This is a genomic window from Thalassococcus sp. BH17M4-6, assembly GCF_049323015.1.
GTDB lineage: Bacteria > Pseudomonadota > Alphaproteobacteria > Rhodobacterales > Rhodobacteraceae > Puniceibacterium.
In genome coordinates this window covers 124,993-137,219 of sequence record NZ_JBMPGU010000009.1, presented here as the reverse complement: position 1 = coordinate 137,219, position 12,227 = coordinate 124,993, and the positions used below count along the sequence as shown (strand labels likewise).

Sequence of the window (12,227 nt, the reverse complement as noted above, 5' to 3'; positions counted from 1 at the left end):
TTCAGGTCGTCATTTCCTTTTGGTCTGCCGGTGGCGGGCTTTGTGTCGTGCCGAAGAAAGCACCCTTTGCCCACACATGACAGGGCCGGTGGACATGAGCATGCCCCGGTTGCGCGCGGTATAGGCATGCGCCCCCGGCGGATCAAGCGGAAAGTGCGGTGGGTTGCGGACGCCTTGGCGCAGCCTCAGGTGGCCAGGCTGTCGCGCAGCCCGCCGAGCATGGACAGGCATTCCGACAACTGCGCGCGGCTCAGGTATTCGTCGGGTTTGTGCGCCTGCGCGATCGACCCCGGGCCGCAGACCACGACCGACATGCCCATCTGCTGGAAAAGCCCCGCCTCGGTCCCGAAGGGCACCACATCGGCGGTATCGCAGCCGGTCAGCGATGCGACCAGCGTGCGGGCCATGTTGACGTCCATCGGCTCCAACCCCGCGACCTCGCCAATGGTCTGGGTCATGATGTCGGCCTGCGGGCTCACGGCGCGCATCGCGGGCAGCAGCTCTTCCTCGATATACCGTTCCAGCATTTCCTTGACGAATTCGGCGTCGCCGTACTGCACGGGCCGCATTTCCCAATCGACCTCGGCCTTGCCGGGGATGACGTTATGCGCCACGCCGCCCGCGACACGTCCGATGTTCACGGTGGTCCAGGGCGGATCAAACCGGCTTTCGCGCGGCACGCGGCGCTTGAGGTCCTCGGCCAGTTCCAGCAGGCGGTTCACGTATTTCACGGCATAAGCGGCGGCGTTCACGCCGCGGTCGGGGTTCGATCCATGGCCTTCCAATCCCACAAACCGCGTCGTGTATTCGCAGCAGCCCTTGTGCCCCTCGATCACCCGCATGTCGGTGGGTTCCCCCACGATGGCGATGGACGGGCGGTGGCCGCGCTTCTGCAGTTCCGGCACCAGCGCCTGCGCGCCAAGGCAGCCGGTTTCCTCGTCATGGGTAAAGCAGAAATGCACGGGGCGGTGCAGCGTCGCCTCGGCAAACGCCGGGGCCATGGCCAAGGATGCGGCGATGAACCCCTTCATGTCGCAGGTGCCGCGCCCATAAAGCAGATCGCCGCGTTCGCTGAGCGCGAAGGGATCTGTGTACCAGTCCTGATCGGTGACCGGCACCACGTCGGAATGGCCCGACAGGACGATGCCGTCGGGCGCGTCCGGGCCGATCGTGGCGAAGAGGTTGGCCTTGCCGCCGGTGGCGTCCTCGTAGACCTCGACCCGCGCGCCCAGATCCTCGAGCCGCTGCGCCATGTCGCCGATCATCGCCACGTTCGGATCGGTGGAGACAGTGGGGTAAGCGATGAGTTCGGACAGTATCGCCTCGGTCGCGCGCAGGTCTGTCATGGCTTGACGATCATCTTGCGCGGCCGGTCGCAAAAGGTTTCCGCCGGGCCGTTCTCGGTGATCAGGATAGATTCGGTGATCTCCATCCCCCAGTCCGACATCCAGAGACCGGGCATGAAATGGAAGGTCATGCCCGGTTGCAGCACGGTTTCATCCTCGGACCGCAGGCTGACGGTGCGTTCGCCCCAGTCGGGCGGGTAGCTCAGGCCGATGGGGTACCCGCAGCGCGCGCCGCGTTCGATGCCCGCCCGTTCCAGTGGCGCCGCAAGCGCGTTGGCGATGTCGCAGGCGCGGTTTCCGGCGCGGGCGACCTCCAGCCCCGCCTCCAGCCCCTCGACCAGCGCGGCCTCGGCGGCGACGAAGATGTCGGGCGGGGTGCCCAGAAAGATCGTGCGGCAGAACGGCACGTGATAGCGTCGGTAGCAGCCCGAGATTTCAAAGAACGTGGCCTCGCCCTTTTCAAACGGGCGACCATCCCAGGTAAGGTGGGGCGCCGCGGCGTCGGACCCCGACGGCAGCAGCGGCACGATGGCGGCGTAATCGCCCCAATGGCCGTCGGCGCCCAGGATCGCGTCACGCTGCACCTCGGCCACGACCTCGTTCTTGGGCACGCCCGGCTCCACCCGTTCGGTCAGCCCGTCGACGATCTTTTCCGAAATCCGGGCGGCGCGGCGCATAAAGGTGATTTCTTCATCCGACTTGATCCCGCGCTGCCAGTTCACCAGCGCCGTGGCGTCGACCATGGTGGCCTTGGGCAGGGATTCGGCCAGGGTCAGGTAGGCGCGGGCGGAGAAATAGTAGTTCTCCATCTCAACACCCAGCCGCGCGCCTTCCAGACCCATCCCGATCAGCCGCTGTGCCAGGTCCTGCATCGGGTGGCGTTCGGTCGACTGCACATAGTTGTCGGCATAGCCGATGACCCGGTCGTCGCCCATCCAGACGGTGCGCACGGCGCCGTTGCTGTCCTGGTTGCGGCCCCACCAGACCGGATCGGCGTCGGGCAGGACGATCACGCCCTGGTGCACGTAGAAGGACCAGCCATCATAGCCCGTAAGCCACGCCATGTTCGACGGGTCCGTGACCAGCAGCACGTCGATGCCGGCCTTGTCCATCGCGGCGCGGGTCAGGCTCAGGCGGCGGGTGTATTCTGCCTTGGAAAACGGCAGGTTCTTGGCAAAGCGGTGGGGTTCCATGGGGGATCCTTTCGGGTCTGACGGTGCCAGCTAGTCCAAAGACGTACAACCCGGCGGCTCAGAAAACGACATCCGGGGGCGATTTCGGCAAAAGCGGTGATTTTCTGCATGAAATTGCGGCACGCGGCCCGGAACACACGTTTGCACGGAATGGTTGAACTGGTCCGATTTATGGGATTTTCCGGTGATTCTCGCGACGCCGGACCGCATTTGTTTGCGGTACCAGAATTTCGGTAGGGCCAGATTGTCGGTAAAATAGGGTGTATTTTGGTGAATTTTTGATCAAACATCCTGATTTTTGCGAAAAATCTGCCCGGATCGACTGTTGATGGCGGCCTGTGTCAATTTTGAACCAATCCAGTTGCATGACGGGGCCGCACGCGGTTTAGTCATGCGCATGACAGCGGAGCAAATCCGCGGCGAAACAGGGAGCCAGTCTTTGGCTGATACGGGATCAAACGAAGCGTTTGTGGCATTCGAACGCGTGCAGAAAAGCTATGACGGCGAAAACCTCGTCGTCAAAGACCTGAACCTCAGCCTGCCGAAGGGCGAATTTCTGACCATGTTGGGACCGTCCGGATCGGGCAAGACCACGTGTCTGATGATGCTGGCCGGGTTCGAGACGGCAACGCACGGGTCGATCAAGCTGGATGGGGTGTCGATCAACGACATCTCACCGCACAAGCGCGGCATCGGCATGGTGTTCCAGAATTACGCCTTGTTTCCGCACATGACGGTGGCCGAAAACCTGTCGTTTCCGTTGGAAGTGCGCAAAATGGGCAAGTCCGACCGCGAGGCGAAGGTGAAGCGGGCGCTGGAAATGGTGCAGATGGGTGCCTTTGGCGGCCGCCGTCCGGCGCAGTTGTCCGGTGGTCAGCAGCAGCGGATCGCCTTGGCGCGCGCGCTGGTGTTCGAGGCCGAGCTGGTGCTGATGGACGAACCGCTGGGCGCGCTCGACAAACAGCTGCGCGAACACATGCAGTTCGAGATCAAGCGCATCGCCGACGATCTGGGCATCACCGTGGTCTACGTGACCCACGACCAGACCGAGGCGCTGACCATGTCGGACCGCGTTGCCGTGTTCGACGATGGCCGCATTCAGCAGCTGGCGCCGCCGGACGAGTTGTACGAAAAGCCGAAGAACAGCTTTGTCGCGCAGTTCATCGGCGAGAACAACACGCTGGAGGGCAAGATCGAAACCATCGGCGGGGGCCGGTGTACGGTCAGGCTCGACGACGGGGCGGTCATTGACGGCATTCCTGTAAACGTCAGCGAAAAGGGTGAGCGCACCCGCGTGTCGATCCGCCCTGAGCGGGTGGAATTCAACCCCGAACTCGGCCCCGATGCGCATACGCTCGAAGCCGAAGTTCAGGAATTCATCTATATGGGCGACGTGTTCCGCACGCGCCTCAAGGTGGCCGGTAAAGATGATTTTGTCGTCAAGACGCGGAACCGTGCCGATCAGGTGCGGCTGAAGCCGGGCGAGAAGGTCAAGATCGGCTGGCTGCCGGAAGATTGCCGCGCATTGGACGCGACATAGAGTCACCGAATATCGAACTGGTCCGCGACGCATCGCTGGCCGGTCCGGTGAACACGAGGGTCTGGCCGAGTGCCCGTAACCCGGACCCCTTCTCGTAAACGGGCAGTTAGGGAGACTGTAATGAAATTCAGCAAGACAATGATGGCAACCACCGCACTGACCGTGGCAACGGGCGGCATCGCCTTCGCCGCGGCGCATGGCATGGCTGACAGCATGACGCTGGTCAGCTGGGGCGGCGCCTATCAGTCGAGCCAGCAGAAGGCCTATGTCGAACCGTACCTGGAAATGAACGAAGGCGTCACCGCCACCTGGGACGAATCGTCGGCAGAAGCCGTGGCCAAGCTGCGTGCGATGAACGAAGCCGGCAACGTGACCTGGGACCTCGTCGACGTTGTGGCCGCCGACGCCATCCGCCTGTGCGACGAAGGCCTGGCAATGGAATATGACCCCGAGGAACTGCTCGCTGAAGGCGATGACGGCACCAGCGCCGAAGACGATTTCGGCGACCTGATCGTCAGCGACTGCTTCATCCCGCAGATCGTCTATTCGACCACCTTCGGCTATCGCACCGACATGGTGCCGGAAGGCGTCGACGCGCCGTCCGAAATCTGCTCGGTCTTCGACCTGGAAACCTATCCGGGCAAGCGCGCGCTGGAAAAGCGCCCCATCAACAACATGGAATGGGCTCTGCTTTGCGACGGTGTGGCAAAGGACGAAGTCTATGACGTGCTGGCCACCGACGAAGGTCAGGACCAGGCGCTGGCCAAGCTGGAAACCATCAAGGACGACGTGATCTGGTGGTCGGCTGGTGCGGACACCCCGCAGCTGCTGGCAGACGGCGAGATCTTCATGGGTTCGACCTACAACGGTCGCCTGTTCTCGGTCATCGAAGAACAGGACCAGCCCGTCGCGATGATGTGGGACGCGCAGGTGTTCGACCTTGACGGCTGGATCATTCCCGCCGGTCTGCCGGACGACCGTCTGGCACGCGTGAAGGACTTCGTGAAGTTTGCCACCGACACCCAGCGTCTGGCTGACCAGGCGAAGTACATCAGCTACGGTCCCGCACGCCAGTCGTCGGCACCGCTGGTTTCCACCCATGCCGAACTGGGTATCGAGATGGCGCCGCATATGCCGACCGATCCGGAAAACGCCGCGAACACGTTCCTCTACAACTACGAGTTCTGGGCGGACTACCGTGACGACATCGACGCCAAGTTCCAGGCGTGGCTCGCGCAATAAGCGACGCGTGACGGCGGGAACTAACCTGCCTGACGCATGACACTTCCGGCGGCCCCGACAGGGGGCCGCCGGACCATAAAAACAAGCAGACGACAGGGGATGGACGATGCCCAAGGGCTATATCATCGGCCATATCACGGTGAACGATCCGGAGGCCTACAAGGAATATGTCGAACGCGACACTCCGATCCTTGAAGGCTTTGGCGCGAAATTCATCGTCAGGGGCGGGACCTCTGAAACCCCCGAGGGCGAGACGCAGAACCGTCACGTCGTGATCGAATTCCCGGATTTCGAAACCGCCAAGCGCGCGTACAACGACCCCGCCTACCAGGAGGTCGCCGAAATCCGACGCCGCACCGCAACCAGCACCATCATCCTTGTCGAGGGGGTTTAGATGACCGACGCAACAGCCGGAGCAGGCCCCGCACCGAAGGACGCCGCCGCCAAGGCCGCCGAAAAGCCTGGCCCGATGCTGGCCGCCGACGGCACGCCGCTCAAGAAAAGCCTCAACCGTGCGCTTCGGCGCCAGAAAATGCGGGCGTTGATGCTGATCGCGCCGCTTCTGCTGTTCGTGCTGATCACCTTTGTCGCGCCGATCGCGGACATGCTGTTCCGGTCGGTCGAAAACCAGATCGTGTCCGACACGCTGCCGCGCGCCACCGCCGAACTTGATAACTGGGACGCGACAACCGGCGATCTGCCGGACGAAGCGGTCTATGAGGGCCTGTACTACGACCTTGTCGTGGCCGAGGAATACAAGCTGCACACCCGGCTGGGCTCGCGCCTCAATTACGAGGAAACCGGCCTGTCGTCGCTTTTCCGGCAAACCGGCCGAGGGCTTGATGACATCAGCGACGTCTATTTCGACCAGTTCGACGATCTGAACGAAAACTGGGACGAGGCCATGCCCTGGGCCGAACTGATGGGCGACCCGGAGTGGCTGGCCGAACAGCAGGCCTGGAACGCGGAAAGCGGTGATCCGATGCCGCGGTTCCAGCTGCGTGACGGCATTTCCGAACTGCTGCCCAAGACGGCGCAGATGTACCAAACCTTTGCCCGCTTCGCACAGACAGAAGACGAAGAAAGCCCCACCGAGGAAGAACCCTGGGAAACGGTGCACACCGCGCTTTATCAGGACCTCGTGAACGCCGATGTCTCGGGCTACACCGGTCCGCAGGCCGAGATGCTGAAAGAGGCAAAGGCCGCGGTCGGAGACTTCGAAACCATCGGGTTCAAGGAAGGCTTTCTCGAGATCGACGAAGACTGGGGCGATCATGAGGTCTGGCAGACCATCAAGACCTACAGCCCGAAATATACCAACGGCTACTTCCTTAACGCCGTCGACATGCAGAAAACCCCCGAAGGTCCGGCCCTGCGCGATGAGGACGAACGCATCTACGGGATCCTCTTCAAGCGCACGATCTTCATGTCGCTGGTGATCACCTGCAGCTGTATCCTGCTGGGGTACCCGGTGGCGTGGCTTCTGGCGAACCTGCCCGCGCGCAAGGCGAACCTGCTGCTGATCCTTGTGCTGCTGCCGTTCTGGACATCGCTGCTGGTGCGCACCAGCGCCTGGAAGGTGATGCTGCAACAGCAGGGTGTGATCAACGACGTGCTGGTCTGGCTGGGCCTCGTGGCCGATGAATCACGACTTGTGATGATCAACAACCAGTTCGGTACCATCGTGGCGATGACGCACATCCTGCTGCCGTTTATGATCCTGCCGCTCTATTCGGTGATGCAGACCATCCCGCCCAGTTACCTGCGCGCGGCGAAATCGCTGGGGGCGACGAACTGGACGGCGTTCTGGCGGGTCTACTTCCCGCAATCGGTGCCGGGCATCGGCGCGGGGTCGATCCTCGTCTTCATCCTGTCGATCGGCTACTACATCACGCCGGAAATCGTCGGCGGCACGACCGGGACGTTCATTTCGAACCGGATCGCCTATCACATCTCATCCAGCCTCAACTGGGGTCTGGCGGCGGCGCTGGGGTCCATCCTGCTCGCGGTCGTGATGCTGCTCTACTACTGCTACGACAAGATCGTCGGCATCGATAACGTGAAGTTGGGATAAGATCATGGTTGCGATACTCACACCCGTCTCGAAGCGCCCGATGAGCTTTACCCTGCCGGTGCTGGCCGCGGCCGGCGCCTTTGCCGGCATGTTCGTGGGCGCCGCGCAGGGCTCGACCCTGCTGGGTATCCTGGGGGGCGCGGTGCTGATGGCCGCGCTGGCCTTTATCGCGACGGAGGTTCTGGCCGACGAACAGGAAAAGATCTTCCGCTGGGGCCTGATCGCGGTCTTCGCGGTGGCGGGCTTTCTGCTGGGGGCGCTTCCGGGGCTGGTCGTGGGGGCGCTTTTCGGCTGGTTCTTCGGGTGGTTCATCTTCTGGATCGGCGACGGGCGATATCGCGCGCCGCTGGTGCCCTATCTGACCGGCGGCCAGGTGCTGTGGTTCTATGCCTTCCGGGTGATCTGCGGCGCGATCTTCATCTTCCTCATCACGCCGATCATCGTGGTGATGCCGCTGTCCTTCAACGCCGAGGATTTCTTTACCTTCACACCGGAAATGCTGCGCTTCGATCCCGACGGCTACAGCCTCAAGCACTATCGCGACTTCCTGACCAACAGCGAATGGACAAGTGCGGTCTGGAACTCCCTGCGGATCGCGCCGGTGGCGACGTTCATCTCCGTCAGCCTGGGCACACTGGCCGCGATCGGTCTGAGCCAAAGCCATGTGCCCGGCAAACGGGCGATCATGGCGGTGCTGATCTCTCCGATGATCGTGCCGCTGATCATCTCGGCCACGGGCATGTACTTCTTCTACTCCAAGATCGGCATCGTTGGCACGTATTGGGGTGTGGTCCTTGCCCACGCGGTGCTGGGCATTCCCTTCGTGATCATCACCGTGACGGCAACGCTGGTCGGGTTCGACCGGTCGCTGGTGCGGGCCGCCGCCAACATGGGGGCCGATCCGGTCACGACCTTCTTCCGGGTGCAGATGCCGCTCATCCTGCCGGGGGTGATTTCCGGAGGGCTATTCGCCTTCATCACCTCTTTCGACGAAGTCGTCGTGGTGCTCTTTATCGGCTCGGCCGAACTGCAGACGCTGCCGTGGCAGATGTTCACCGGTCTGCGCGAACAGATCAGCCCGACGATCCTTGCGGCGGCGACGATCCTCGTGGCGATCTCGATCTGCCTGCTGGCCACGGTCGAGGTCCTGCGCCGCCGGTCGGAACGCTTGCGCGGCATGAGCCCGGGCTGAACACAAAAGAACCGGCGGGCCAACGCGCGCCGGTTCCTTCAGCCCAAATGATGGATCGGCGCGGCGCACCCCGGGGCAGCCGCGCCGTTCCGTATCAGCTGCGGACCATCTTTTCGTAGCTTTCGGCGATGTCGCGGGTCAGGGCGCCAACCTCGAAAGTGTAATCGCCGATCTGGCCCACCGGCGTCACCTCGGCGGCGGTACCGGTCAGCCAGCACTGTTCGAACCCTTCCAGCTCTTCCGGCATGATGTGCCGTTCGTGGACGGTGATGCCCTTTTCCTTGAGCATGCCGATGACCGTCTGGCGGGTCAGGCCGTTCAAGAAACAGTCGGGCAGGGGCGTGTGCACCTCGCCGTCCTTGACGAAAAAGATGTTGGCGCCGGTCGCCTCGGCCACGTAGCCGCGATAATCCATGAAAAGCGCGTCGGAACAGCCCTTCGCTTCGGCCGCATGCTTGGAGGTGGTGCAGATCATGTAAAGACCCGCGGCTTTGGCGTGCACCGGGATGGTCTCCGGCGACGGGCGCTTCCATTTCGAGATGTCGAGCTTGGCGCCCTTCATCTTGGCATCGCCATAATAGTTGCCCCAGCCCCAGACCGCGATGGCCAGGTGCACCGGGTTGCGGGCCGAGCTGACCCCCATATCCTCGCCCGCGCCGCGCCAGGCGAGAGGGCGCACATAGGCATCGGTCAAACCGTTGGCAGCGAGCACCTCGGCCTTGGCGGCCTCGATCTCATCGACCGTATAGGGGATTTCGAAATCGAGGCAGCTGGCGGAATAGTGCAGCCGTTCGGTGTGCTTGCGCGACAGGAAGATCTTGCCGTTGTAGCAGCGTTCGCCTTCGAAAACCGAGCTGGCGTAATGCAAGGCATGGGTCAGCAGGTGTACCTGAGCGGAGCGCCAGTCAACCAGCTGCCCATCCATCCAGATCTTGCCGTCACGGTCATCATATCCCCCTGCCATCACACTCTCCCTTTGGCTGGAAATTTGCGTTTGTTGCGCAAATCAGGACCGAAACGGACATAATGTTGCGCCAAAACTGAGAATCGCTACCAGTTCACGCTTGGAATGTCAACAAGGCTGACTTAAAGTGCCTCTTGAACGGGCAAAGGCCGGAGGGCGCGATGGCAGAGGGGCAAAACCTGCAGGGCCACGGGGGCGAATCGCTTCTGTTTCTGACGGACGAACAGCTGCGACAGGGCATCGAGGCGATGTTCTTTGCCTATCGCGGCTTTACCGCCGATCCCGACCGGATCCTGCAGGACATGTCCTATGGCCGCGCGCATCACCGCGCGATCCATTTCATCAACTGCGCCCCCGGCACCACCGTCAACAATCTGCTGAGCATCCTGGGCGTGACCAAGCAATCGCTCAACCGGGTGCTGCGCACGCTGATCGAGGATGGTCTGGTCGAAAGCCGCGTCGGCCGCACCGACAAGCGCGAACGCCATCTTTTCCTGACCGAGGTCGGCAAGGAGCTTGAGCAGCGGCTGTCGGATGCGCAAAGATCGCGCATGCGCGCGGCGTTCCGGCAGGCCGGGCCAGAGGCGGTGACCGGGTTCCGACGGGTGCTCGAGGCGATGATGGAGCCCGAGATGCGCCGCCAGTTCCACAGCCTCAGGGGAGGGTCGGATGAGCGATCATGATGCGCATCTGCTGATTGTCGATGACGATGAACGCATTCGCGGGCTTCTGCAGAAATTCCTGATCCGGCATGGCTTCCTCGTGACCTCGGCCCGCGACGCGGCCCATGCCCGGCGGATCCTGTCGGGGCTGGATTTCGACCTGATCGTCCTGGACGTCATGATGCCCGGAGAGGACGGCGTGAGCCTGACGCGCGGCATTCGCGAAACCAGCGCCACGCCGATCCTGCTGCTGACCGCGAAGTCCGAGACCGAGGACCGCATCGCGGGGCTCGAGGCCGGGGCCGACGACTACCTTGCCAAACCGTTCGAGCCCAAGGAGCTGCTGTTGCGGATCAACGCGATCCTGCGGCGGATGCCCGACACGACCGCCAAGGATGCCGCCCCCAAGCTGCTGAACCTCGGGCCGATCCGCTATGACATCGAACGCGGCGAGATGTGGCGCGGCGACGATCTTGTCCGTCTGACCGCAACCGAAAGTCAGCTGATGAAGATCTTTTCCGCCCGCCCCGGAGAGGCCGTCAGCCGTGCCAGCCTGGTCGAGGATCTGGGCCGGGATCGCGGGCAGAGCCAGGAACGCGCGGTAGATGTGCAGATCACCCGCCTCCGCCGCAAGATCGAGGATGACCCCAAGCAGCCGCGCTATCTGCAGACCGTGCGCGGCGCGGGCTACATGCTGGCGCCGGACTGAGGCGGGGCGCTTTGTCGTCGATCGGCACGGCGTAGACAAAAGATATCGCGCGACAATGTCTTTCTGCCAGTTTCGCCGGAAATCAACATGCTCTAGGGTCCGGTCGGACCGATGAAGACACCCGTAGGAGGTTCCCGTGGCGACAGCCCTTTTGACCCATGCCGATTGCCTGACCCACGTCACCCCCGACGGGCACCCCGAACGCGTGGCGCGGCTGGAACACCTGCTGCACGCCCTTGAACCGCTGGACCTCAAGCGCATGACCGCGCCGCTGTGCGAGGATGCGGATATTCTGCTGGCGCATCCGCAGCACTATCTCGACCGGCTCGAGGATGCGCTGCCGCACAAGAGCTTTCACCAGATCGACGGCGACACCTGGATGTCGCCCGGATCGCTGAATGCCGCGCGACGGGGCGTCGGGGCGGCGATCAAGGCCGTGGACATGGTGCTGGGTGGCGAGGTCGGCAACGCCTTCTGCGCCACGCGTCCGCCGGGGCACCACGCCGAAAAGGCGACGGCGATGGGGTTCTGCCTGTTCGGTACCGCCGCCATCGCGGCGAAACACGCGCTCGAACGGCAAGGGCTCGACCGGGTCGCGGTGGTGGATTTCGACGTGCATCACGGCAACGGCACACAGGATCTGCTTTGGAACGAATCGCGCGCGCTCGCGGTGACAAGCCAGCAGATGCCGCTTTGGCCGGGCACCGGCCAGCCGTCGGAACGCGGCGCGCATGACAACATCCTGAACGTGCCGCTGCCCCCCGAAAGCGGCGGCGCCGAGATGCGCGCCGCCTACGAAGGCCAGGTCTTTCCGCGTCTGCGCGATTTCAAGCCCGAGCTAATCATCGTCTCGGCCGGCTTCGACGCGCATCAGGACGACCCTTTGGCGAACCTCAACTGGTCGACGGCGGATTTCGCCTGGATCACCCGGCACATCTGCGCGATCGCCGCAGAGGTCTGCGGCGGCAAGGTGGTCTCGACACTTGAGGGGGGCTATGATTTGCAGGCGCTGGCGGCGGCGGGAAAGGCCCATGTGCAGGAATTGATGGAGGCAGCGCAATGACCGGTGCGGCGGTGGACGAAATGAGCTTTGAACAGGCGATGACAGAGCTTGAGCAGGTGGTGGGCCAGCTCGAGCGCGGCGATGTGGCGCTGGAGGATTCCATTGCCCTTTACGAACGCGGCGCGCAGCTCAAGAAACGCTGCGAGACCAAGCTCAAGGAGGCCGAGGAAAAGGTCGCGGCGATCACGCTCGACGGCGACGGCAACCCGAAAGGCACGACGCCTGTCGAAGGGCTCTGACCC

General features: G+C 63.1%; 12 protein-coding genes. 9 read left to right on the top strand and 3 right to left on the bottom strand.

Features of this window, described 5'->3' with window-relative positions:
* Positions 1-185 precede the first annotated feature (185 nt).
* Both argE and ACOXXX_RS14100 read right to left on the bottom strand, forming a co-directional pair.
* Positions 186-1,346 carry an acetylornithine deacetylase gene (argE, locus tag ACOXXX_RS14105; RefSeq protein WP_422827237.1) on the bottom strand — a complete coding sequence of 387 codons (1,161 nt, stop codon included), beginning with the start codon at positions 1,344-1,346 and terminating at the stop codon, positions 186-188.
* A complete protein-coding gene (locus tag ACOXXX_RS14100; RefSeq protein ID WP_422827236.1) occupies positions 1,343-2,539 on the bottom strand; it encodes a M24 family metallopeptidase in 1,197 nt (398 codons plus the stop codon). Before ACOXXX_RS14100 ends, argE begins: the two co-directional genes overlap by 4 nt.
* Before the next feature lie 439 nt (positions 2,540-2,978).
* Between ACOXXX_RS14100 and ACOXXX_RS14095 the strand changes: the two genes are divergently transcribed.
* The 5 genes from ACOXXX_RS14095 to ACOXXX_RS14075 all read left to right on the top strand — a co-directional run bounded on the left by ACOXXX_RS14095 (position 2,979) and on the right by ACOXXX_RS14075 (position 8,587).
* Positions 2,979-4,079, top strand: a complete 1,101-nt coding sequence (locus ACOXXX_RS14095; RefSeq protein ID WP_422827313.1) for an ABC transporter ATP-binding protein — start codon at positions 2,979-2,981, stop codon at positions 4,077-4,079.
* Between the two features lie 120 nt (positions 4,080-4,199).
* Positions 4,200-5,321 (top strand): extracellular solute-binding protein, encoded by a 1,122-nt coding sequence (locus ACOXXX_RS14090; RefSeq protein ID WP_422827235.1) that lies wholly within the window; start codon positions 4,200-4,202, stop codon positions 5,319-5,321.
* Positions 5,322-5,427: 106 nt separating this feature from the next.
* A complete protein-coding gene (locus ACOXXX_RS14085; RefSeq protein ID WP_422827234.1) occupies positions 5,428-5,715 on the top strand; it encodes a DUF1330 domain-containing protein in 288 nt (95 codons plus the stop codon).
* Positions 5,716-7,395 (top strand): ABC transporter permease, encoded by a 1,680-nt coding sequence (locus ACOXXX_RS14080; protein ID WP_422827233.1) that lies wholly within the window; start codon positions 5,716-5,718, stop codon positions 7,393-7,395.
* 4 nt (positions 7,396-7,399) lie between these two features.
* Entirely contained in the window at positions 7,400-8,587 is a 1,188-nt protein-coding gene (locus tag ACOXXX_RS14075; RefSeq protein ID WP_422827232.1) for an ABC transporter permease, read from the top strand.
* A gap of 94 nt (positions 8,588-8,681) precedes the next feature.
* On the opposite strand, the gene ACOXXX_RS14070 is transcribed toward ACOXXX_RS14075, so the two are convergent.
* Positions 8,682-9,551, bottom strand: coding sequence for a branched-chain amino acid aminotransferase (locus tag ACOXXX_RS14070; RefSeq protein ID WP_422827231.1), 870 nt, complete (start codon positions 9,549-9,551; stop codon positions 8,682-8,684).
* A gap of 161 nt (positions 9,552-9,712) precedes the next feature.
* Between ACOXXX_RS14070 and ACOXXX_RS14065 the strand changes: the two genes are divergently transcribed.
* The 4 genes from ACOXXX_RS14065 to ACOXXX_RS14050 all read left to right on the top strand — a co-directional run bounded on the left by ACOXXX_RS14065 (position 9,713) and on the right by ACOXXX_RS14050 (position 12,224).
* The gene (locus ACOXXX_RS14065) at positions 9,713-10,234 is read left to right on the top strand and encodes a MarR family winged helix-turn-helix transcriptional regulator (RefSeq protein WP_422827230.1); all 522 of its coding nucleotides are present in this window, start codon (positions 9,713-9,715) and stop codon (positions 10,232-10,234) included.
* Complete coding sequence (locus tag ACOXXX_RS14060; protein ID WP_422827229.1) at positions 10,221-10,922, top strand: response regulator; 702 nt, start codon at positions 10,221-10,223, stop codon at positions 10,920-10,922. Before ACOXXX_RS14065 ends, ACOXXX_RS14060 begins: the two co-directional genes overlap by 14 nt.
* Before the next feature lie 136 nt (positions 10,923-11,058).
* Positions 11,059-11,985 carry a histone deacetylase family protein gene (locus ACOXXX_RS14055; protein ID WP_422827228.1) on the top strand — a complete coding sequence of 309 codons (927 nt, stop codon included), beginning with the start codon at positions 11,059-11,061 and terminating at the stop codon, positions 11,983-11,985.
* Positions 11,982-12,224 (top strand): exodeoxyribonuclease VII small subunit, encoded by a 243-nt coding sequence (locus ACOXXX_RS14050; protein WP_422827227.1) that lies wholly within the window; start codon positions 11,982-11,984, stop codon positions 12,222-12,224. The genes ACOXXX_RS14055 and ACOXXX_RS14050 overlap by 4 nt, the downstream gene beginning before the upstream one ends.
* Positions 12,225-12,227: the final 3 nt, after the last annotated feature.